This is a genomic window from Pseudomonas sp. 21 (assembly GCF_000955805.1).
In the GTDB taxonomy this organism is placed as follows: Bacteria; Pseudomonadota; Gammaproteobacteria; order Pseudomonadales; family Pseudomonadaceae; genus Pseudomonas.
On the sequence record NZ_JYOA01000005.1, the window covers coordinates 512,475 to 533,983 of the forward strand.

Annotated in this window: 25 protein-coding genes; 12 read left to right on the top strand and 13 right to left on the bottom strand. The window is 65.6% G+C overall.

Going from position 1 to position 21,509, the window contains the following annotated elements; genetic code table 11:
• Nucleotides 1-21: 21 nt before the first annotated feature.
• Nucleotides 22-927 (bottom strand): DMT family transporter, encoded by a 906-nt coding sequence (locus UB43_RS15135; RefSeq protein WP_045212359.1) that lies wholly within the window; start codon nt 925-927, stop codon nt 22-24.
• An 85-nt stretch (nt 928-1,012) separates the two neighbouring features.
• Nucleotides 1,013-1,510 (bottom strand): GNAT family N-acetyltransferase, encoded by a 498-nt coding sequence (locus tag UB43_RS15140; protein WP_045212361.1) that lies wholly within the window; start codon nt 1,508-1,510, stop codon nt 1,013-1,015.
• Between the two features lie 177 nt (nt 1,511-1,687).
• On the opposite strand from UB43_RS15140, the gene aceK reads away from it, so the two are divergent.
• On the top strand, nt 1,688-3,436 hold the full coding sequence (gene aceK / locus UB43_RS15145; protein ID WP_045212364.1) for a bifunctional isocitrate dehydrogenase kinase/phosphatase: 1,749 nt from the start codon (nt 1,688-1,690) through the stop codon (nt 3,434-3,436).
• Nucleotides 3,437-3,537: 101 nt separating this feature from the next.
• Here the strand turns inward: aceK and UB43_RS15150 are convergent, their stop codons facing one another.
• The 4 genes from UB43_RS15150 to UB43_RS15165 form a co-directional block, all read right to left on the bottom strand.
• On the bottom strand, nt 3,538-4,062 hold the full coding sequence (locus UB43_RS15150) for a DUF2937 family protein (RefSeq protein ID WP_045212366.1): 525 nt from the start codon (nt 4,060-4,062) through the stop codon (nt 3,538-3,540).
• A 90-nt stretch (nt 4,063-4,152) separates the two neighbouring features.
• Complete coding sequence (locus UB43_RS15155) at nt 4,153-4,926, bottom strand: class II glutamine amidotransferase (protein ID WP_045212370.1); 774 nt, start codon at nt 4,924-4,926, stop codon at nt 4,153-4,155.
• A gap of 3 nt (nt 4,927-4,929) precedes the next feature.
• Nucleotides 4,930-5,376, bottom strand: coding sequence for an HIT family protein (locus UB43_RS15160; RefSeq protein ID WP_045212372.1), 447 nt, complete (start codon nt 5,374-5,376; stop codon nt 4,930-4,932).
• Between the two features lie 64 nt (nt 5,377-5,440).
• Nucleotides 5,441-5,911 (bottom strand): hypothetical protein, encoded by a 471-nt coding sequence (locus UB43_RS15165; RefSeq protein ID WP_045212374.1) that lies wholly within the window; start codon nt 5,909-5,911, stop codon nt 5,441-5,443.
• Between the two features lie 103 nt (nt 5,912-6,014).
• On the opposite strand from UB43_RS15165, the gene UB43_RS15170 reads away from it, so the two are divergent.
• Both UB43_RS15170 and UB43_RS15175 read left to right on the top strand, forming a co-directional pair.
• Nucleotides 6,015-8,075, top strand: coding sequence for a S9 family peptidase (locus UB43_RS15170; protein ID WP_045212376.1), 2,061 nt, complete (start codon nt 6,015-6,017; stop codon nt 8,073-8,075).
• Nucleotides 8,075-8,422 carry a CPCC family cysteine-rich protein gene (locus UB43_RS15175; protein ID WP_045212378.1) on the top strand — a complete coding sequence of 116 codons (348 nt, stop codon included), beginning with the start codon at nt 8,075-8,077 and terminating at the stop codon, nt 8,420-8,422. The genes UB43_RS15170 and UB43_RS15175 overlap by 1 nt, the downstream gene beginning before the upstream one ends.
• A gap of 1 nt (nt 8,423) precedes the next feature.
• Here UB43_RS15175 and UB43_RS15180 read toward each other — a convergent pair whose 3' ends face one another.
• A complete protein-coding gene (locus UB43_RS15180) occupies nt 8,424-8,873 on the bottom strand; it encodes a YcgN family cysteine cluster protein (RefSeq protein WP_045212381.1) in 450 nt (149 codons plus the stop codon).
• Between the two features lie 247 nt (nt 8,874-9,120).
• Here UB43_RS15180 and UB43_RS15185 point away from each other — a divergent pair, with 247 nt between their 5' ends.
• A complete protein-coding gene (locus tag UB43_RS15185) occupies nt 9,121-9,714 on the top strand; it encodes a nitroreductase family protein (RefSeq protein WP_045212383.1) in 594 nt (197 codons plus the stop codon).
• Nucleotides 9,715-9,858: 144 nt separating this feature from the next.
• On the opposite strand, the gene UB43_RS15190 is transcribed toward UB43_RS15185, so the two are convergent.
• From UB43_RS15190 to rnd, 3 genes are all read right to left on the bottom strand, one after another.
• Entirely contained in the window at nt 9,859-10,791 is a 933-nt protein-coding gene (locus UB43_RS15190; RefSeq protein ID WP_045212386.1) for a D-2-hydroxyacid dehydrogenase, read from the bottom strand.
• Nucleotides 10,792-11,040: 249 nt separating this feature from the next.
• Nucleotides 11,041-11,334, bottom strand: a complete 294-nt coding sequence (locus UB43_RS15195) for a YcgL domain-containing protein (RefSeq protein ID WP_045212389.1) — start codon at nt 11,332-11,334, stop codon at nt 11,041-11,043.
• A gap of 50 nt (nt 11,335-11,384) precedes the next feature.
• The gene (rnd, locus tag UB43_RS15200; RefSeq protein WP_045212391.1) at nt 11,385-12,524 is read right to left on the bottom strand and encodes a ribonuclease D; all 1,140 of its coding nucleotides are present in this window, start codon (nt 12,522-12,524) and stop codon (nt 11,385-11,387) included.
• A gap of 134 nt (nt 12,525-12,658) precedes the next feature.
• Here rnd and UB43_RS15205 point away from each other — a divergent pair, with 134 nt between their 5' ends.
• Nucleotides 12,659-13,720 carry an SMP-30/gluconolactonase/LRE family protein gene (locus UB43_RS15205; RefSeq protein ID WP_045212393.1) on the top strand — a complete coding sequence of 354 codons (1,062 nt, stop codon included), beginning with the start codon at nt 12,659-12,661 and terminating at the stop codon, nt 13,718-13,720.
• Nucleotides 13,721-13,732: 12 nt separating this feature from the next.
• On the opposite strand, the gene UB43_RS15210 is transcribed toward UB43_RS15205, so the two are convergent.
• Nucleotides 13,733-14,527 (bottom strand): 1-acyl-sn-glycerol-3-phosphate acyltransferase, encoded by a 795-nt coding sequence (locus tag UB43_RS15210; protein WP_045212395.1) that lies wholly within the window; start codon nt 14,525-14,527, stop codon nt 13,733-13,735.
• A 79-nt stretch (nt 14,528-14,606) separates the two neighbouring features.
• Between UB43_RS15210 and UB43_RS15215 the strand changes: the two genes are divergently transcribed.
• From UB43_RS15215 to UB43_RS15230, 4 genes are all read left to right on the top strand, one after another.
• Nucleotides 14,607-15,461 carry a sulfurtransferase gene (locus UB43_RS15215; protein ID WP_045212397.1) on the top strand — a complete coding sequence of 285 codons (855 nt, stop codon included), beginning with the start codon at nt 14,607-14,609 and terminating at the stop codon, nt 15,459-15,461.
• Nucleotides 15,462-15,576: 115 nt separating this feature from the next.
• Nucleotides 15,577-16,230 (top strand): tetratricopeptide repeat protein, encoded by a 654-nt coding sequence (locus UB43_RS15220; RefSeq protein WP_045212399.1) that lies wholly within the window; start codon nt 15,577-15,579, stop codon nt 16,228-16,230.
• 182 nt (nt 16,231-16,412) lie between these two features.
• Nucleotides 16,413-16,892 (top strand): hypothetical protein, encoded by a 480-nt coding sequence (locus UB43_RS15225; RefSeq protein WP_045212402.1) that lies wholly within the window; start codon nt 16,413-16,415, stop codon nt 16,890-16,892.
• A 185-nt stretch (nt 16,893-17,077) separates the two neighbouring features.
• On the top strand, nt 17,078-18,355 hold the full coding sequence (locus UB43_RS15230; protein WP_045212405.1) for an outer membrane protein transport protein: 1,278 nt from the start codon (nt 17,078-17,080) through the stop codon (nt 18,353-18,355).
• 165 nt (nt 18,356-18,520) lie between these two features.
• Here the strand turns inward: UB43_RS15230 and UB43_RS15235 are convergent, their stop codons facing one another.
• Entirely contained in the window at nt 18,521-19,090 is a 570-nt protein-coding gene (locus UB43_RS15235; RefSeq protein ID WP_045212408.1) for a MarR family winged helix-turn-helix transcriptional regulator, read from the bottom strand.
• Nucleotides 19,091-19,204: 114 nt separating this feature from the next.
• Here UB43_RS15235 and UB43_RS15240 point away from each other — a divergent pair, with 114 nt between their 5' ends.
• Together UB43_RS15240 and UB43_RS15245 are read left to right on the top strand one after the other, a co-directional pair.
• The gene (locus tag UB43_RS15240; RefSeq protein WP_045212410.1) at nt 19,205-19,429 is read left to right on the top strand and encodes a thioredoxin family protein; all 225 of its coding nucleotides are present in this window, start codon (nt 19,205-19,207) and stop codon (nt 19,427-19,429) included.
• A gap of 11 nt (nt 19,430-19,440) precedes the next feature.
• Complete coding sequence (locus tag UB43_RS15245; protein ID WP_045212413.1) at nt 19,441-19,722, top strand: Rho-binding antiterminator; 282 nt, start codon at nt 19,441-19,443, stop codon at nt 19,720-19,722.
• Between the two features lie 15 nt (nt 19,723-19,737).
• Here UB43_RS15245 and UB43_RS15250 read toward each other — a convergent pair whose 3' ends face one another.
• The gene (locus tag UB43_RS15250; protein ID WP_045212416.1) at nt 19,738-20,277 is read right to left on the bottom strand and encodes a DUF2058 domain-containing protein; all 540 of its coding nucleotides are present in this window, start codon (nt 20,275-20,277) and stop codon (nt 19,738-19,740) included.
• Between the two features lie 162 nt (nt 20,278-20,439).
• On the opposite strand from UB43_RS15250, the gene UB43_RS15255 reads away from it, so the two are divergent.
• Nucleotides 20,440-21,372: an aspartyl/asparaginyl beta-hydroxylase domain-containing protein gene (locus UB43_RS15255; protein ID WP_045212417.1), complete on the top strand. Its 933-nt coding sequence runs from the start codon at nt 20,440-20,442 to the stop codon at nt 21,370-21,372.
• Nucleotides 21,373-21,509: the final 137 nt, after the last annotated feature.

The following is a 21,509-nucleotide window of genomic DNA, read 5'->3' on the forward strand; positions in this document are numbered from 1 at the left end:
ATCAGGAAATGTCCGTCGCCCTCACCCCGCCGTCTCCACCTTCGCCACCGGCGCCGGCCGCAGCACCAGCCACAGCGCCGCGGCGATCAGCACGCCTCCCTGCAGGTGCGCCCAGGACAGCGACTCATCCAACAGCAGCACGCCCCAGAACACGCCGAAGGGCGGGATCAGGAAGGTCACCGTCATGGTCTTCAACGGGCCGATGCTGGCCAGCAGGCGGAAGTACAGGACGTAGGCGAAGGACGTGCAGAGGAAGCCCAGGCCAGCCAGCGCCAGCAGGATCTTCGGCTCGGCCAGCGGCGCCAGCGGCATGTCCAGGCTGGTGCCGAGGAAGAACGGCAGCAGGCACAGGGTTGCGCCCGTCTGGCTGCCCAGGGCCGAGACAGCGAAGTCCAGCCCGCCCTGGTCGTTGATCCAGCGCTTGGTGAAATAGCCGGCGAAGCCGTAGCAGGTCGTCGCCACCAGGCAGGCGGCGGCGCCCCAGAGCACCTGAGAGTCGAAGGGAACAGGCCCGGCGCGGGTCAGCACCGCTACGCCGGCCAACCCCAGCAATACGCCGAGCGCCTTGCCGCCGGTGAGTGCCTCACCGAAGAACAGCGAACCGATCAGCACGCCCATCAGCGGCGTGGTGGCGTTGAAGATCGCCGAATACCCCGCCGGCAGAAACTGCGCCGCCAGGCTGTACATCAGCACCGGGATGCCAGAAGCAATCACGCCGATCAGCAGGAGGCGCACCAGCTTGCCGCGGAAATCCCAGCGGGTGCGCAGGACCAGCATGATCACAACCAGCCCGGCTGCGGACAGCACGACACGAAAGAACGCCGTCGGCATGACCCCGATGGCGGGCACCAGTTGGCGCATGAACAGGAAGCTGGCCCCCCAGATGGCGGCCAGCCCGAACATATTCAGCAGAGCAGCGGGATTCATCGCGAAAAGCTCCAGGGCAGGTAAGCCGCCAGACTACGCCAGCGGCAGACACCATCCATCCATAGCTGACTTTCAAAGTCCACTGTCAGATGCGACGCAGGCGGGCCATGCTCAGCACGTCGGCGTAGATGCCGTCGCGAATGGCGTACTCGCGCAATTGGCCCTCCACTTCGAAACCGAACTTGCGGTACAGCGCGATGGCCGGAGCGTTGTCGGTGTAGACGGTCAGTTCGACGCGGCGCAGGGCCATCCAGTTGTCCGCAAGGTCCATCAACTCGGCCAGCAGCCGCGTGCCGACGCCGCGCCCCTGCCAGGCCACCGCCACGCCCATGCCGATGCTGCCGCAATGGCTGCGCCGCACGCGCGGGAACTGTTCGATGCTCGCGCTGCCGATCACCTGGTCCTGGTGCATCGCCATCAGCGTTACCCGGCGCTCGTCATCCAGCACCATTCGCTTGCGCCACAGGTCCGGCGCCTGATGCGGCATCTGCAGCACCTGGCGGCACACGGCCGGGTCGTTGTAGAGGGCCGCGAGGCCATTGATGTGCTGCTCGGTGCAGCGCTCGATGCGAAACTCTTCCATTGCGGGCCGGCTCCTTGCCGATAGGGCTTTTCCAGGGCTCTTTGTCCAAGAGCGTGGCCGGCCAGCATACGCGTTAATTTCACGGGAAAGCGCCACGATCCTCCGGCGAAATCGCCCTTTCCCTCCCCCATTCCCATGGCTAAGCTCGCTGCACCAGAACCCAGCAGAGGCGCTCCCATGGCTCAGCACTGGCCGGCGACCGAGATCGCGACCCTGATCCTCGAAGGCTTCGACGACTACCGCGCGAAGTTCCACCAGATCACCGCCGGAGCGCCCGCGCGTTTCGAGCAGGCGCAATGGCAGGAGGCCCAGCGCGCCTCCGCCGCACGCATCGACCTGTACGAGGAAATGGTCGCCGAGACCGTAAGCCGCCTGACCCGCGCCATGGTCGGCATCGACCTGGTGGACGTGGAGCGCTGGCCCATCGCCAAGAGCGCCTACATCACCCTGATCGACCCGCGGCTGGACGACGAACTCGCGGAAACCTGGTTCAACTCGATCTTCTGCGGCCTGTTCAGCCACGACAACATCAGCGACGGCACGATGTTCGTGCACACCACCCGGCCCTCGCTGCGCGCCCATTCGCGCGATCCGCACACGCGCCTCTACCGCCCCGGCGGCAAGCTGCGCCAGGCGCTGGAGAGCATCTTCGACGACTACCGCTTCGCCGTGGACTACGACGACCGCGAACGCGACCTGGAGCGCATGGATCACCTGCTGCACGCCAACCTGCCGGACTGGGTGTGCAAGGACCCGACCCTGACCATCGAGCTGATCGGCTCGGTGTTCTACCGCAACAAGGGCGCCTACCTGGTCGGCCGCCTGTTCACCCCCGAGGAGCAGTGGCCGCTGGTGTTCCCGCTGGTGCACCACGAGGGGCGCGGCATCCAGTTCGACACGGTGATCACCGACGAGGCGGAAGTCTCGATCATCTTCTCCTTCACCCGCTCCTACTTCATGGTCGACGCGCCGGTGCCGGCGGAGATGGTCGCCTTCCTCAAGCGCCTGCTGCCGGGCAAGCACATCGCCGAGCTGTACACCTCCATCGGCTTCTACAAGCAGGGCAAGAGCGAGTTCTACCGCGCGCTGATCAACCACCTGGCGACCACCGACGACCGCTTCGTGATGGCCCCCGGCGTGCGCGGCATGGTCATGAGCGTGTTCACCCTGCCCGGCTTCAATACGGTGTTCAAGATCATCAAGGACAACTTCAACCCGGCCAAGACCGTGGACCACGCCACGGTGATCCAGAAGTACCAGCTGGTGAAGAACCACGACCGTGTCGGGCGCCTGGCCGACACCCAGCAGTTCGCCGATTTCCGCTTCCCGGTGCGAAAGTTCGACCCCGACTGCCTTGCCGAACTGCTGGACGTCGCGCCCTCCACCGTGATTCTGGAGGGCGACGTGGTGCTGATCCGCCACTGCTGGACCGAGCGCCGCATGACCCCGCTGAACATCTACCTGGAGCACGCCACGCCGGCGCAGGTGGAAGAAGCGCTGAAGGACTACGGGCTGGCGATCAAGCAACTGGCGGCAGCGAACATCTTCCCCGGCGACATGCTGCTGAAGAACTTCGGCGTCACCCGCCACGGCCGCGTGGTGTTCTACGACTACGACGAGATCTGCTACCTCACCGAAGTGCATTTCCGCCACATCCCGCCGGCGCGCTACGAGGAGGACGAGATGTCCTCCGAGCCCTGGTACTCGGTGGGGCCGATGGATGTGTTCCCGGAAGAGTTCCCGCGCTTCCTGTTCGTCGACCTGAAGCTGCGCCGGCAGTTCGCCAAGCTGCACGGCAACCTGTTCGACGCGGACTACTGGAAGGGGCTGCAGGAACAGATTCGCGCCGGCAAGGTGATCGACGTGTTCCCCTACCGCCGCCACGAATCGCCCGAGGAAGCCTTGGGGCGTCAGGCCAACCTGTAGGAGCGAGCTTGCTCGCGAACAACGGCACCCCACCTGACATCGACACGTCGGGCTGACACCGGTTCGCGAGCAAAATCGCTCCTACGAAGAGCCGTCGAGGTTCAGTTCCAGTGACGGCGCGAAGCGCGACGGTTGTCGCCCAGGCCGACCAGCGCCGCCAACGAAGCCATCAGCACCTCGGCGATCCACGCCAGCAGCAGGCCGCCGGCCAGCGCCCAGCCAATGGCCTCGGGCTCCAGCACCACCTGGTAGCGGTAATTCTCGTAGGTTTCCTGCAGCAACTCATGGTTCGGCGCCGTCACCATGTGCAGCGCGCGCTGGTACCAGCTGCCCTGCAGCGCCTGCCATTCGTTCTCGAATAGCTGGGCACGGCGCATGAGGCGCTCGATGTTGTCGGCGTCACGCTGGAATACCGGGTCGGCACTACCGCGGTAATGCGCCACCAGGGCACTCAGGTCCCCCTTGAAGAACTGCCCCGATGTGTCCTTGAACCCCTGGAGTGCCTGGGTGGCCTCGATGCGGTGGGCGTCGACGCGTTGCGCGTAATCCTTGATGAAGCCCGGCACCTGGACCGCGACCATCAGCCCCAGTGCAAACAGCACCATGCGTACGTAGCTGCGCAGCATTCTTTCCCCCTTCGTTCTTATGGATGTGCAAGGCGACGCCGGATTCTCCCGTTTGCCGCACCGGCATTCCGGGAATGCTTCACGTCCCGATCAGATGCGGCCCTGGGTGACGATCTCGCCACGCCACCAGAGCATCCACTCGCCGCCCTGCATCAGGGTCCAGTTTTCGTTGTCGGTCAGCGGTTCGGTGGCGATCACCGTCACCACGTCGTTGGGTGTGGTTTCCGACTGGAAGTCCACCGTGACGTCGGCATCACGCAGCCGTGCCGGGCCGAACGGCGCGCGGCGGGTGATCCAGGCCAGCTTGGTGCTGCAGAAGGTGAACAGCCAGTCGCCGTCGCTGAGCAGGCAGTTGAACACGCCCTTCTCGCGGTAGGAGGCGCAGGCGGTGACCAGGGTGGGCAGCAGCACCTCCACCGGCACGGGTTCGGGGAACGCACGGCGCACGCGGTTGAGCAGGTCGCAGAAGGCCGCTTCGCTGTCCGTGTCGCCCACCGCGCGGTACAGACCGGGCTCGGGATGGAAGTCGGCGAGCTGGCCGTTGTGGGCGAAGGTCCAGTAGCGCCCGCCCATTTCGCGCACGAACGGGTGTGTGTTGGACAGGCAGACCTTGCCGACGTTGGCCTGGCGGATGTGGCCGATCACCGCTTCGCTCTTGATCGGGTAGCGCTGCACCAGCCGCGCGACTTCCGAGTCGACGCTGGCGGACGGGTCCTGGAACAGCCGCACACCGCGCCCTTCATAGAAGGCGATGCCCCAGCCGTCGCGGTGCGGGCCGGTGCCGCCGCCGCGCTGCATCAGCCCGGTGAAGCTGAAGACGATGTCCGTCGGGACGTTGGCGCTCATGCCGAGCAACTCGCACATGAATCAGTTCTCCTCCATCAGTGCCTCGCGCAGCTGATGCAGCTCGCGTTCCAGGCGATTCTGCATCCTTTTCCGCCCCAGCGGCAGGAACCGCGTGAGCGCGCGCAGCAGCAGGGCCGGCAGGTCGCTCAATTCACGCGGGATAAGGTGCAGATGAAAATGTGGGACGTGCTGGTTGGCCGCGGGGCCGTCGTTGACCAGCAGGTTGATGCCGACCCTCCCGTAGCCGGCACGGCGCAACACGCGCTCCATGCGCTCGGCCAGCGGGATCAGGTCCTGCTGCGCGCTCTCCGAAAGCTGGTGCAGGAAGGTCGCGTGCTCACGGGCCACCAGCAGCAGGTGCGCGGGGCGCAGCGGGTAGATGTCCAGCAGCACGATGAAATGATCGTCTTCGTAGAGGATACGGGCCGGCACGCGACCGGCCGCGATGGCACAGAACACGCAGTCCATGGGAACTCCTCGAAAGGCCGTTCAGTTCATGCTGGACGCGTGCGGGGCAGGACGCAAGGCCGGTCTACAGGCGCGGTTCGATCCGCACGCGGTTGTCGTGCCGTTCGCTCGGGTGGGAGTCCACACCCTCGACCAGCTCAGGCTGCATCAGCTGGCGCAGGGTCGGTTCGTCTTCCGCTTCCTTGTCCTGGCGGCGCTTCTTCAGCGAACGCTCCAGTGGCCAGCGGATCAGCACGAACAGCAGGTACAGGCCGAAGGCGGCTAGCAGCACCAGGGCGAGGTCGGAGACGGCGCGCCAGGCGTTGTTGCCGACCTTGAACACCACGTCCAGCGCGGTGATGGCAATCGCCGGGGCGTACAGGTTGTTCGCCGGGTCCACCGGGGTCGGGGTGAACAGCAGGACGATGACGATCACCCGCAACGGCTCGCGCAGCCAGCGCCACATCCAGCCGGTCATCAGGAACCAGACCAGGGTCAGGCCAAGGCCGGCGGCGATATAGGCGCCCCAGGCAAGCGTGTAATCGTGTTCGTTCATGCGCGTGCGTACGTGCGGTGTCGGCAGAGGGGTGCGTATGATAGCTCCTTTTCCCCGTGGGTGCGCAGCCAGGCGTCATCCATGCCGCCGCCGAGGATTCGCCATGACCGACCGCCAGCCCCCCATCGCCCGCCGCGAGGCCGCAGCCGATCCCTATGCCTGGCTGGAAAACCGCGACGCCGATGATGTCCTCGACTACCTGAAAGCAGAAAATACCTACCTGGAAGATCGACTTCTTCCTCAGACGAAGCTACGCGAAACCCTGTTCCAGGAGATCAAGGGCCGCATCCGCGAAACCGACCTGTCGCTGCCCACGCCCTGGGGCCCCTGGCTCTACTACCAGCGCACCACCGCCGGCGACGAGTACCCTCGCCACTACCGCAGCCCGCGCCCGGCCGATGGCTCGCTGACCGTCGAGGAGAGCGCCGAAGAATTGCTGCTGGACCCGAACGAGCTGGCCGGTGACGGCTTCCTGTCGGTCGGCGCGTTCAGTATCAGCCCCGATCATTCGAAGCTGGCCTACAGCCTGGATACCAGCGGCGACGAGATCTACACCCTCTACGTGAAGGAACTGGCTGACGGCAGCATCACCACCCTGCCCTTCGACAACTGCGATGGCAGCCTCACCTGGGCCAACGACAACCGCACCCTGTTCTTCGGCGAGCTGGACGACACCCACCGTCCGCACAAGCTCTACCGCCACAGCCTGGGCGAAAGCGACGCGCAGCTGATCTTCGAGGAGCCCGACGGGCGCTTCTTCCTCAACTGCTACCGTGCCAGCTCCGAGCACCAGCTGGTGCTGCTGCTCAACAGCAAGACCACCAGCGAGGCCTGGGTGCTGGACGCCAACGAGCCCAAGGGTGAGTTCGTCTGCCTGGCGCCGCGCGAGGAAGGCCACGAGTACTACCCGGACCACGGCCGCCTTGAGGGCAACTGGGCCTGGCTGATCCGCAGCAACCAGGCCGGTATCAACTTCGCGCTCTACCACGCCAGCGAGGCACAGCCGACCCGAGCCCACTGGCAGGAACTGGTGGCCCACCGCGACGACGTGATGCTCGAAGGCCTGACGTTGAGCGCCAGCGCCCTGACCCTGAGCCTGCGCGAAGGCGGCCTGCCGATCGTCGAAGTCCACCCGCACGGCCAGCCGGCGCACCGCGTCGGCCTGCCGGACGCCGCCTACAACCTCTATGTACAGGACAGCCTGGAGTTCGACAGCGCGGTGATCCGCTTGCGCTACGAGGCGCTCAACCGCCCGGCGCAGATTCGCCAGCTGGACCTCGCCAGTGGCGAACAGAAAGTCCTCAAGCAAACCCCGGTGGAAGGCCCATTCGACGCCGACGCCTACGAGAGCCGCCGCCTCTGGGCCGACGCCGCCGACGGCGTGCAGGTGCCGATCAGCCTGGTCGGCCGCCGCGAGGTGCTGGAAGACATCGCGCGAGGCAAGCCGGCGCCACTCTACCTCTATGGCTATGGTGCTTATGGCGAGAGCCTCGACCCCTGGTTCTCCCATGCGCGCCTGAGCCTGCTGGAGCGCGGCTTCGTCTTCGCCATCGCCCACGTGCGCGGCGGCGGCGAACTGGGCGAAGCCTGGTACCGCGCCGGCAAGCTGGAGCACAAGCAGAACACCTTCAGCGATTTCATCGCCTGCGCCGACCATCTGCTGGCCCACGGTTACAGCACCCCGGCGCAGCTGGCGATCAGCGGCGGCAGCGCCGGCGGCCTGCTGATCGGCGCGGTCCTCAACCAGCGCCCGCAGCTGTTCGCCGCGGCCATCGCCGAAGTGCCCTTCGTCGACGTGCTCAACAGCATGCTCAATCCCGACCTGCCGCTGACCGTCACCGAGTACGACGAGTGGGGTAACCCGCAGGAGCCGGAGGTCTACGCACGCATCAAGGCCTACGCCCCCTACGAGAACGTCAGCGCCCAGGACTACCCGGCCCTGCTGGTGGTGGCCGGCTATAACGACAGCCGCGTGCAGTACTGGGAAGCCGCGAAGTGGGTCGCCAAGCTGCGCGTCAGCAAGACCGACGACCGCCTGCTGCTGCTCAAGACCGACCTGGGCGCCGGCCACGGGGGCATGAGCGGCCGCTACCAGGGCCTGAAGGATGTGGCACTGGAATACGCCTTCCTGTTCAAGGTGCTGGGCATCGAAGGCCACGCCTGATGCTCTACACCTGCCCCTGCTGCGGCTACTTCAGTTTCGGCGACCCTCCGGGGTCGTACGAAATCTGCGAGATCTGCTTCTGGGAGGACGATCACCTGCAACTCTGCTTCCCTGACGCCCGCGCCGGCGCCAACGCCGTGAGCCTGATCGAAGCGCAGGTCAACTTCGTGCAATGGGGCGCCTGCGAGCGGCGCTTCCGCGCCAAGGTGCGCCCGGCGACCATTGAGGACGTGAAGGACGACCGCTGGTTCCCGCTGTGGGAGAAGCGCGTGGAACTGCCGGACGGCGAGGCGCCGCTGACCGGCGAGGAAGCCTGCTACTGGCTGCGCGCACCGGCGCCGGGCTGACTCAGCCGGCGCGGAAGATCAGGTGCTCTTCCCAGTCGTCCTCGGGCACCGCCCCCTCGGCGAGCATGCGCCCGGACTGGGAAATACGCTCGTGGTGCACCGCGTCAGGATCGCCGCAGACCAGGTGGTGCCAGAGAGGCAGATCCTTGCCTTCGGAGACCAGGCGATAGCCGCAGGTCGGCGGCAGCCACTGGAACTCGTCGGCCTGGGCCGGGGTGAGCTGGATGCAGTCGGGTACGCTGGCGCGGCGGTTGGCGTAGTCGGTGCAGCGGCAGGTCTTCAGGTCCAGCAGTTTGCAGGCGATGCGTGTGTAGTAGACCGCGCCGTCGTCCTCGTCTTCCAGCTTCTGCAGGCAGCACAGGCCGCAGCCATCGCACAGCGATTCCCACTCTTCCTGATCGAGCTGGTCGAGGGTCTTGCGTTTCCAGAAGGGTTCGACTTTGGCGGCCATTTTTGGGTCAGGGGCAATTTCACGGGGCGCAAAGTCTAAGCCTGTCGCGCCCGCAGGCCAAGCGCAGGCGACCATTGACCGCGCAGCGCTTGCCAGAGCGGGCCGCGCTGGTTAGTTTGATCGCCCCACGGGCCCGGTCCGCCTGCCTTCTACCAGCGCCGCGAGACCCGCCAGCCGCCCGATCCCACCGCGATGCCCGGCCGACCACGGCACCATCGGCAGATTCCACGCCCTTCAAGGAGCCACCATGAGCGCCAATCCTCGCGTTTCCGAGCACCCGATCGACCCGCAGTTCATCAATCGCTGGTCGCCCCGCGCCTTCAGCGGCGAAGCCATTCCCCAAGCCACCCTGCTGAGCTTCATCGAGGCCGCGCGCTGGGCGCCGTCTTCCTTCAACTCGCAGCCCTGGCGCTTCCTCTTCGCCCTGCGCGACACGCCGAACTGGCAGCGCTACCTGAACCTGCTGGGCGAGTTCAACCGCGGCTGGGCGCAGCACGCCTCGGCGCTGGTGGTGGTGCTGTCCAAGACCACCTTCGCACCGCCCGGCTCCAGCGAGGAAAAGCCCGCCCTGTGGCACAGCTTCGACACAGGTTCGGCCTGGGGCTTCCTCGCCCTGCAGGCGAGCCTGGCGGGCTGGCACACCCACGGCATGGCCGGCTTCGACCGCGAGCTGGCGCGCACCGAGCTGAAGGTCCCGGCGGACCACGAAATCCACGCGGTGATCGCCATCGGCAAGCTGGGCGACAAGTCGATCCTCTCCGAGAGCCTGCAGGCCCGCGAAGTGCCCAATGCCCGCCGTCCGCTGGCGGAAATCGTGGCCGAAGGTGATTTCTCACTTTGACGGCATGGCGCTCCCTGTAGGAGCGGGCCACGCCCGCGATCGCGCGCATGGCGCGCTCCTACAGGTTGACGCCGGCGTTGTGCGGTTCAACGCCTGCGGAAAAGCAAAAGGCCCCATACGGGGCCTTTTTCACGTCCGCCGCGATCAGTAACCGCGGGAGAAGTCCACTTCGCCGCGCATGGCCTGCCCTGCCCAGAAGCGCGTGAGGTTGTCGCGGAACAGGTCGATCAGCAGGCTCGGCAGCGTCGGCGCGGCGGTATGGCCCGTGAGCAGCAGGCGCGGCGTGTGCCAGAAGGGGTGCGAGGTCGGCAGCGGCTCCTGGCGACAGACGTCGATCACCGCACCGGCCAGCTGATTGGCTTCCAGCGCCGCGACCAGGTCCTCGTCCACCACCGAAGTGCCACGCCCGGCATTGAGGAACAGCGCGGTGGGCTTCATCCGCTGGAACAGCGCGAGGTTGAAGATATCCGCGGTTTCCGGCGTGTCGGGCAGCAGGTTGATCACGTAGTCGGCGGTCTCCGCCAGGCGCGGCAAGTCATCCAGCCCGCCCATGCGACCGAAGGGCACCAGTGAACGCGGGGTCTTCGCCACGCCAACCAGGTCCACGCCGAAGGGCGCCAGCATGTGCGCCACGGCCTGGCCGATCTCGCCGGTGCCGACGATGAGGATCTGCCGGCCACTCAGGCTGCCCGGCGCGCGGTCGTCCCACTGCACGCCGACCTGGCTGGCCAGGCGGCCGAGGAACTGGCGTTCGTGGGCGAGCATGTAGGTGAGCAGGTATTCGGTCATGACCTGGCCGAAAATGCCGACGGCGCGGGTCAGGGCGTAGTCCTTGGGGAGGTCGTCGGCCAGCAGCGGGGTGATGCCCGCCCAGCTGGACTGGATCCATACCGGGTGCACGCCCTGGCGTAGCAGTTGGGCTGCCAGAGTCGGCTCGCCGAGCCACACGGGGCATTCGGCCGCCGCTTCCACCAGGGTGTCGGGGTTGTTGCCGGAGATCACCGTCAACCGGGGTTCGGCCGCCATCAGCAGGGCAGCATAGAGGGCGTGTTCGCGATCAAGTACGAGCAGGCGCATGGTCAGGCCTTTCGCTTCGAACGGTGGAGCATTTCCGGCTGGCGCATCTGGACTCGCTTCAAGGGAGCTTCCCTGGGGAAATCGTCGTCAGTTCTAGGGAAGTCAGGCGGCTATAGACACAGCCAGAGACCAAGCGTTCCGCTCCGTTGAACCCTTTTTACTCCTGCATAATGCGCTCAAGCCGCGCACTTGCACAGTGCCAGCACTGGGCAAATACGCGGCCTGAACAGGGTGACGATACGGTCGGGATCAGACCGGATCGTTCCGCCGCAGCAATTCCTCGGGGAGGTGCTGGATGTACTCCTCCTCCGCCGGCGGCATCTGCAGGTGGAAACCTTGTTTCTCGATGTTTTCCAGCACCACGTTGATGTCTTCCCGGGCCAGCTGGCGCTCGGGGCTCAGGACCAGGTCGAAGGCGTGCTGCGGCGCGCCGAAGGCGACAAGCAGCGCCTCGGGCACACGACTGAGGGCTTCGCGCTTGTCAACGTACAGGTACATCTCGTTCTTGCGCGGACTCTTGTAGATGGAGCAGATGCGTTTCATGTCGGTACTTTCCGCGTTATTGAATGCGCCGCGTTTTGCAGTGGGTCGCGTTATTCGGGGGTCTGGGTCGCCAGGCTGTCCAACAGGGCCTGCCCCATCAGCTCGCGGCGCCAGCCCTGCAGCGAGTCGGGCAACTGGTAGGGGCCATTGGGCCAGCCGGTCTTGAGCAGGGCTTCGAGAATCTTCTTGCGCAGCATCAGCTCCGGCGCCATTTCCAGGCGCTCGGCTTCCTTCTGGCCGACTTCACGCAGCTTCTTCAGCACCGGGGTGATCTCGCGCGGCAGCGGCTCGGGCAGGGTCTGCGGCCAGACGGCTTCGGGCAACTTCGCCGCGTGGGCCATCAGTGCGATCAGGGTGTCACCGTCCTGGCGCACGGTGCGCGGGTGCATGTCGTCAATACGCGCCAGGGCGACCTTGTCGGCCGGCTGGAAGCGCGCCAGCGGCCACAGGGTGTGCTCGCGCAGAATGTGGTTGCGCGGTTTGTTGCGCAACCGCGCCTGCTCCTCGCGCCAGACGCACAGTTCGCGCAGCACGGCCAGCTGCGGGCGATTGAGCTTCCACGCCAGCTTGACGTCGAGGTAAGCCTCCTGCGGGTCGCTGACGCGGCTCTGGTTGTTGGTCAGGTCGGTGCCGTCGGCCAGCAGCCACTGCAGCTTCTCGTCGCTCAGGCGTGGCGCGAGCTTCACATAGACCTCGGCCAGGTGCTGAACGTCCTCGGCGGCATAGCGCACCTGCATGTCGGTCAGCGGGCGTTGCAGCCAGTCGGAGCGAGTTTCGTCCTTGGGCAGGTCGAGGCCGAGGATTTCCAGCACCAGCTTGGAGTAGCCCATGGAATGCGGCATGCCCAGGTAGGCGGCGGCCAACTGGGTGTCGAACAGCGGCTGCGGCAGGCTGCCGGTCAGGCGCTGGAAGACTTCCAGGTCCTCGCCGCAGGCATGGAACACCTTGACCACCACCGGCGACTCCAGCACGGCAGCGAACGGCGACCAGTCGCGGATCAGCAGCGGGTCGATCAGCCACACGCCGCTGCCATCGCCGACCTGCACCAGCCCGGCGGCCGGGTAGAAGGTATCGACACGCATGAACTCGGTATCGAGCGCGAGGTATGGCAGTTCTTTCCAGTCCTGGCACTTGCGCTCCAGGGTGGCATCGTCGCGAATCCACTGTATATCGAGGACGGTCACGAACATCTCCTTCGTTTCGGTGCGCGCAGTATATAGAGATGCATGATGTACGAGCATTCCACTCGGCCATCGGTCTGTGACAACTGCATGGCAATCTCTACGCTTTGCCCCGCCCACAACAACAAGAAGGCAGCTTGCGCATGAAAAAGCTTCTCGGACTGGTCGTCCTGCTGGTCGTAGCCCTGGCGGTCTACCTGGCGCTCACGCCCAGCCCCATCGATCCGCTGGCCTGGACGCCGCCCAAGGCGCCACCGATGACCGGCGTGATGGAACCCAACGACACCCTGATGAAAGCCGAACTCCTCGCCCAGGGCCAGATCGTCGGCCCCGAGGATACCGCCGTGGACAGCCAGGGCCGGGTTTTCGCCGGGCTGGACGACGGGCGCATCGTGCGCATCGGCGCCGACGGCAAGGCCGAAACCTTCGTCGAGACCGGCGGCCGCCCGCTGGGCCTGGCGTTCGACAAGGGCGGCAACCTGATCGTCGCCGACGCCTGGAAGGGCCTGCTGGAGGTCGATCCACAGGGCAAGATCCGCGTGCTGACCGATTCGGCCGACGGCGTTCCCTTCGCCTTCACCGATGACCTGGACATCGCCAGCGATGGCCGTATCTATTTCAGCGACGCTTCCAGCCGCTTCCACCAGCCCGACTACATCCTTGACCTGCTAGAGGCCCGTCCCCACGGCCGCCTGCTGCGCTACGACCCGGCCACCGGCAAGACCGAGACGCTGCTCAAGGACCTGTACTTCGCCAACGGCGTGGCCCTGTCGCAGCACGAGGACTTCGTGCTGGTCAACGAAACCTACCGCTACCGCATCACTCGCTATTGGCTCAAGGGCGAGAAGGCCGGGCAGCACGAGGTCTTCATCGACAACCTGCCGGGCCTGCCGGACAACCTCGCCAGCGACCGCAGCGGCACCCTCTGGGTTGCCCTGCCCTCGGCGCGCAAGGCCGACGCCGACATGATCCAGCAGATGCCCTGGCTGAAACGCCAGCTCACCAAGCTGCCGCGCGCCGTGCTACCCAAGCCGGTGCCCTACGGCCTGGTGATCCAGGTGAACGAGAAAGGCGAGATCGTGCGCAGCCTGCATGACACCAGCGGCCAGCACCTGCGCATGGTGACGTCGGCCAAGCCGGTGAACGGCGTGCTCTACCTGGGCAGCCTGGAGAACGACCGCATAGGCCGGCTACCCATACGCTGAAGGCTCCACGCCTCAGGCCGGTGTCTGCTCCGCCAGAGCAGGCGCTGGTACGGGCGCTGCGGCGGGCTCCAGCAGCTCCAGCATGCGCTCGCGCACCTCGCCCATCAGCACATCGATGCCCTGTTCAGTGAACCGGGTGGAATCGATCGGCGCGCCGACATGCACTTCCACCGGCATGCCGAGGTTCAGCTTGAGGCCGCCGGCCGGCAGCAGTTGCTGGATGCCACGAATCGCCACCGGGACGATGATCGCGTCGGTCTGCTGGGCCAGGCGGAAGCAGCCCTTCTTGAACGGCTGCAGCTTGCCATCCCTGGAGCGCGTGCCCTCGGGCGCGGCCCAGAGCACGATGCCGCTCTCCATCATTTCCCGCGCCTTCGCCAGGTCAGCCATGGCCTGGTGGCGGTTGTGCCGGTCGATGGACGGGAACTCCGCCGCGCGCATGGCGGCGCCCCACACCGGCACGGCGAACAGCTCGCGCTTGGCCAGCATGCGGATCGATCCGGGCATGGTCACGAAGATCGCCGGGATATCGTAGAAGCTGGAATGGGTGCAGAGGATCATGTAGCGACGGCCGTCGCTGAAGTCCGGCACCTCGCCGTGGCGACTCATGCGCGCGCCGGTCAGGCGCAGCAGGCTGCCGGACCAGTCGCGGGTGAAACCATCGACCCTGGCGCGGCGCAACCGGCCAATGGCGCCCAGTGCCAGGACCCGGACGCTGTAGCCCAGGGTGATCAGAACGGTCGCCAGTCCCACCAGGGCGACGCGCAGCGGGCCCGCCTTGCGCGGTGCCGATTGCTGGTCGTGCATGTTCGCCAACTCCCACCAACTTTTCATCGTACAAGCCTTATGATGCGCCTCAGCCCCGTCACGACACAGGAACGCGCCCATGACCCAAGCCCGCCTGCTCACGCCCGAGCAACTGGCCGCCCGCCTCGATGACCCGAATCTCGTCCTGCTCGACTGCCGTTTCGCCCTCGAAGACCCGGCCTACGGCGCGCGCAGCTACCAGGAAAACCACATCCCCGGCGCGCACTTCGCCGACCTCAACCGGGACCTTTCCTCCCCGGTGATTCCCGGCGTCACGGGGCGCCACCCGCTGCCCGATCCGCAACATCTGCAGGAACACCTGCGTGCCTGGGGCCTGAACGCCGACAGTGAAGTGGTGCTGTACGACGACGGCCCCGGCGCCTTCGCCGCCCGCGCGTGGTGGCTGCTGCTGTGGCTGGGCAAGAGCGAGGGGGTGTACCTGCTCGACGGCGGCCTGACCGCCTGGCGCAACGCCGGCCTGCGCCTGACCACCGCCGAAACACCGCTGCGTCCTGGCGACTTCAACGGCGAACCGGACAACAGTCTGCTGATCAGCGCCAGCGAACTGGCCACGAAACTCGGCTCCGCCGAACTGCCGCTGATCGACGCCCGCGGCCTGCCTCGCTTCCGTGGCGAGGTCGAACCCATCGACCCGGTCGCCGGCCACATTCCCGGCGCCCAGTGTGCGGCCTTTACCGACAACCTCGGCAACGACGGCCGCTTCCTGCGTCCGGAACACCTGCACCAGCGCTTCGCGGGTCTGCTGCGTGGCCGTCCGGCTGAGGACCTGGTCGCTTATTGCGGCTCCGGCGTCACCGCCTGCCACAACCTGTTCGCCCTGAGCCTGGCGGGCTATCCGCTGGGCCGCCTGTATGCAGGCTCCTGGAGCGAATGGATCACCGATAGCCGCCGCCCGGTGGCCAGGGGCGACTGATCTCCCCGCTCTGGCGGAAAAAACGGAAGGCGCTTCACACCGGCGCCTTCCGTTCCTATGGATAGGTACCAGGGCATCGGTCAGACTCGTGCCCATTCATCAAAGGAGTGATCCCATGCCTTCGCGCATCCACCAAACCCTGCTCGCCAGCCTGCTGCTCGGCCTGTGCAGCGCCCTCCCCCTCCACGCCGCGGAACTGGAAGCGACCCCCTGCGCCATCCAGGACGAGTGGTCCGACCTCTACGGCGAAGACCTGGTGAAAGCCGCCAAGGCGGGCCACGCCAGCGCCCAGTACAGCCTCGGCCTGGAATACGACTCCGGCAGCGACGAGTACGACCAGGACTACGAGAAAGCCGCCTACTGGTACGAGAAGGCCGCCAAGCAGGGCCACGCCTGTGCCCAGTACAACCTCGGCAACGCCTATGACAATGGCGACGGCGTGGAGCAGGACTCGGCCAAGGCGGTGTACTGGTACCAGAAGGCCGTCGACCAGGGCGACAAGGATGCCCAGTACAACCTCGCGATCATGTACGAGAACGGCACCGGAGTGACCCGCAGCTACAAGAAGGCCTTCGCCCTCTATCTGCTGTCCGCCGAACAGGGCGATGTGGACGCCGAGTACGAGGTGGGCGAGAGCTACGCCAAGGGGCGCGGCGTTGCGAAGAACCCCGCACAGGCCCGTGCCTGGTACCAGAAGGCGGCGGACCAGGGCCACGAAGAAGCCGAGGAAAAGCTCTCTGCGATGCCGGAGTTACCGCCGAGCATCTAATCGCCAGAAGGAATATGAACGAAAGCTGCGCCGACGAAACAGTTTAAAAACAGACCTTTACATCATCTTCATCGCACTACACTTCAATTTGAGCGGCTAAGTCCGCTTCCGGCGGGGCCGAGGATAATCATCAGAAGCTGCCAAGACGCCCAGCCCCGCCGGTCATTGATGACGAGGATGTCATGGGAATCGCCGCGAACGACCTTTGCCAGTATGTGATTCGCCCCACCCTGCACTATCTGGGGCGTCACAGTGTCGCGGCCGAATCGCTGCTGCTGGGGGCAGCGGCCTGTCAGTCGGCGCTGGGGAGCGCCCTCGATGACAGCCATGGCCACGGGCTGTATCGCATTGGTGAACAACGGCACCAGACGCTCTGGGATGGATTCCTGGCCCTGGACCCCGAGCTGGCCAGCCGCGTGCGAGGGCTGGCCAGCCAGCATGCCTTCCTCGACGCACCGCACCTCGAACTCACGGTCAACCTGCGCTATAGCACCGCCATCGCCTGGATGCTGGTTGAAGCGGAGCACCTGCCCCTGCCGCTGACGGACGACCCCATGGAATTGGCCCGCGTCTGGCGCCAGGTTTTCCACCCTCACGGACGCCTCCACGACTTCGTCGACGCCTGGCACAGCTACGTCGGAAATTTCAGTCGGGTCGCCTGAACATCCCTCATCCGAATGGTGACTGAGCGGTCAGAAATATTTTACATACAGCGACGAACGGACATCATTCAGATGGAACGCTCGTTTGAGCCCCGAAGCCCAAGGTAGAGCGCCTGCCGACCACTACCCAAGACCCGGGAATCTTGGTAGCTTGCGCGCCGATAAACACAGGAGTTGCTCTTACAATGAAAACAACATGGCTCAAGACCACCCTAGCCCTGACCATTAGCGCCGCCTCTGCCCAAGTCCTCGCCAACGGCATTGCGATCAACGAGCAAAGCGCCAGTGGCGCCGGTACCGCGTACGCGGGCCGTGCTTCCTCCGCACTGGACGCCAGCACCATCTACGGCAACCCCGCCGGCATGTCCAAGCTCAAGCGCACCGAAATCAGCGGCGGTCTTGCCGTGGTCTCGGCCAAGGACGACATCAGCGACGCGCACAGCTCCGCCACCGGCTCCAACAAGGGCGACTCCGTGCCACTGGCCGCCGTGCCGTTCGGCTACATCGCCACCCCGCTGGACGACAAGGTCAGCGTCGGCCTGGGCATCTACGTGCCGTACGGCATCATCAACGACTACGAAGGCAGCTTCCAGGGCCGTTCCCACGGCTCCTACAGCAAAGTCCAGGTGATCACCGTCCAGCCGACCATCAGCTACAAGTTCAACGACGTGGTGTCCGTCGGCTTCGGCCCGACCATCAACCGCATCGACGGCAAGCTGGAAAACGACCTGGCCACCAAGGGCCTGTTCGGCGCGCCGAACGACACCGAGATCAGCATCAAGGGTGACGACACCGCCGCTGGCTTCAACGTCGGTATCCTGGTGACCCCGACCGAGAGCACCTCCCTCGGCGCCACCTACCACTCCAAGGTCAAGTACGAGCTGGAAGGCCACACCACCGTGTCCAACTCGCCTGCCGGCCTGTTCGACTCGCGCATGGACGCCAGCCTGGACATCACCCTGCCCGAGTCCCTGGACCTGTCCATCACCCAGAAGCTGGATGATCGCTGGACCGTCTACGGTGGCACCACCTGGACGCGCTGGAGCCGTCTGAAGTCCATCGAAGTGCAGAACACCGGCGCTCCGATCGCTGCCTTCGACACCATCGGCGAAGACCTGAGCTGGCACGACACCTGGTCCGCCGCGATCGGTACCTCCTATCAGTGGAACGACCAGTGGGTCCTGCGTACCGGCTTCGCGTACGATCCGTCGCCGACCACCAACGAGCACCGCACCGTGCGTATCCCGGTGGGCGATCGCAAGATCTTCACCCTGGGCGCCGGCTACTCGCCGAACGCCGACATGACCATCGACGTGGCTTACGCCTACCTGTGGGAATCCACCGCCGGCGTGAACCAGCCGGACGGCCAGGAACTGGCGGGCCTGCAACTGCAGCCGGCCTATAGCGCCAAGTACGACAACAGCGCCCACGGCCTGACCGCGCAGATGACCTATCGCTTCTGATAGCGCCGCTGTGCAACGAAAAAGCCGGGCTCATGCCCGGCTTTTTCATTTCCGACGCGCAAAACCCTGTAGGAGCGAGCTTGCTCGCGAACAGGTTTTCCCCCGCGACTTCGGAATCAATCGGTTCGCGAGCAAGCTCGCTCCTACAAAGACCGCCGTTTCGGCTCAGGCCACTTCGCCAGGTGCGGCATGCTCGCGGCAGATCAGTTCGCCTTCGTGCGCGCCCAGCCGTTCCCCCGTCAGCCCGCAGAGTGCGCCGTCATCCCGTTTCTGGTGGAAACGACAGGTGCGGCACAGGCCGAACCCCGGCACGTTCTCCTGGCGTTGCACGGTCGCCAGCAACTCCCGCAGCAACTCGACCAGCAGCTCGCTGCGCTCCCCCAGCGCCTCTTCGGCGCGTCGCAGAAACGCCGGCGGCACCAGCGCATCGATCAGCCCCCTGCCCTCCTGCGTCAGTTCCAGATGCACACTGCGGCGGTCCTGGGCATCCGGACGTTTCTCGATCAGTCCCTTGGCCTCCAGCGTCTTGAGCGACTGGGACACCGTGCCCTTGGTCAGCCCGAGGAAGTCCGTCACGCCCAGCGGCGTGTTCGAATAGCGGTTGCAGCGCGCCAGGTAGTTCAGCGCACTCAGCTGGATCGGCTGCAGATCGGCCATCAGCGGCTGCTCGCGTGCCCAGGCACGCATCAGGCTGGCGATGCGTTCGAGGTAGTCGTACAGGGTCGTATCGGTCATGGGCTGATCCCTCCGATAGATAGTATCGATCAAAAACCAGTTTGACAGAAGGTCATTTCCGATCGCAGACTGAACTGGTATCGAATCGATACATACTCAATCGGGAGAAGGATCATGAGCAAAGCCGTTTACTACCATGCCGGTTGCCCCGTCTGCGTCGAAGCCGAGCGCGCACTGCTGCCGCTGCTGAACCGCGAAGTCGAAGTGGTGCACCTGGGCGAGCAGGCGCCGCGCGTGGCCGAAGCCGAGGCCGCCGGAGTGAAATCGGTACCGGCGCTGGTCGTCGATGGACAGGTGCTGCACCTGAACTTCGGCGCCGCCCTGGCCGACCTGAAGTAAGGTCTGGCGGCATGAGCGACTACCAGCCGTTGCACTGCGATCTCCATGACTTTCTGGAGATCGCCTGTCTCTACCCCTACTGGCTGCGTATCGAGTTGCGTGACGGCCTGGCGTTCGACGCCCAGGCCTTCACCACGCACACGCGAAGGAATGCCGGCGGGATGCTGGAGGAGTTTCTCGAGGTGCGGGTGGACGATGCCAGCCGGGAACTCCGGCTGGACCGTCTGCACGCCATTACGCCCTTGTCGGCGCAGGCGCTGTTCGGAAGGGTGGAGCTGGATGCGGCCGGCTGAGCGGCCGCAACGACCTCACCACATGAGGTCGTCGGGCACCACGTAATCCTTGTACGGATCGTCCTCGTCCGGCTCGCCGCTGGGCTCGCTGAGAACGATGATGCGGCGCTCGTCGCGCTCCTGGATGCGCAGCGCAGCATCGCGCGGCACGATCTCGTAGCGGCCATCGTGGCTGACGATGGCCAGGCTGCCACGGCTGAGCTTGTCGCGGACCATGTCGTTGACCGCGATGCGCTTGACCTTCTTGTTGTCGACGAAGTTGTAGTAGTCGTCCGACTCCAGCTTCGGCAGGCGCGTGCCCTCGATCAGCTGCTTGATCTGCGCCGCCTTGGCCTTCTTCTCGGATTTCTCCTGCTGCTGGCGGTTCAGCTCGGCATCACGGGCCTGCTTCTCGGCCTGGGCCTGCAGGGCCGCCTGGCGCTGGCTGTCGTCCTTCGCCACCTGGTTCTTGTGCTCCAGGCGCTGCTGTTTCTGCTTCTGCTTGCCGGCCTGCTTGGCCTGCTTCTCGTTGACCAGGCCGGCTTTCAGCAACTGATCACGCAATGACATGCTCATGAATCAAGGCTCTCCAACAGCCCATAGTGATGCAGGACAACTCCCAGACCAACGCCTAGGTGCGGCGGGATCGTCCTCAGGGGGTATAATCCTCGGGCCTGTGCCAGCGCAGCGCAAGTGCCTGGCTCGAATTCACTCATCTGGAGCGGACTCGTTACCTCCATGCTGAAGCTCATCGTTATCGCGGTACTGGCCATCTTCCTCGTTGCCATCCTCTACGTGCATCTGCGCGGCAAGGTGCGGCTGCCCTTCCTGCGCCAGGTGGTGAACCATTCCGCCTGGTTCGCCCCCTACAATTCGCTCATGTACCTGAACTCCAGCGTGCCGTCCAAGCCCTACCTGGACCGCGAGCGCTTCCCCGAGCTCGACAAGCTGCGCGACAACTGGCAGATGATCCGCGAGGAAGCCGAACAGCTGTTCGACGAGGGCTACATTCGCGACGCCCTGAACAACAACGAGGCGGGCTTCGGTTCCTTCTTCAAGAAGGGCTGGACGCGCTTCTACCTGACCTGGTACGACGGCCCGCTGCCCTCGGCGCAGCAGCTGTGCCCGAAGACCGTGGAGCTGGTGAGCAGCATCCCCAACGTCAAGGGCGCGATGTTCACCCGCCTGCCGCCGCGCAGCCACCTGAACAAGCATCGCGACCCGTACGGCGGCTCGCTGCGCTATCACCTGGGCCTGGCCACGCCGAACTCCGACAACTGCCGCATCTTCGTCGACGGCCAGCCCTACGCCTGGCGCGACGGCCAGGACGTGATGTTCGACGAGACCTTCGTCCACTGGGTGAAGAACGAGACGGACGAATCGCGCCTGATCCTCTTCTGCGATATCGAGCGTCCGCTCAAGTCGCCCCTGCTGACGCGCATCAACCGCCGCGTCAGCGCCTTCCTCGGGCGTGCTACGGCGCCGCAGAACGTCGAGGGCGAGCGCGTCGGCGGGATCAACCAGGCCTACTCGGTATTGATTCGCCTCGGTGACGCCGTGGGCAGCAAGGTGAAGGTATTCAAGCGCGCCTATCCCAAGGCCTACCGCATCGGCCGGCCAGTGCTGGCGGTGCTGTTGCTGGTGCTGATCCTGCGCTGGCTGTTCGGCTGACGGAGTACGCCCGGTGCGTTGAGAGATCCTTGTAGGAGCGAGCTTGCTCGCGAACAGATATTCCGACGGCGACGGGCCGTCAAGCGGTTCGCGAGCAAGCTCGCTCCTACCAATAGCAAAAGCCCCGCAAATGCGGG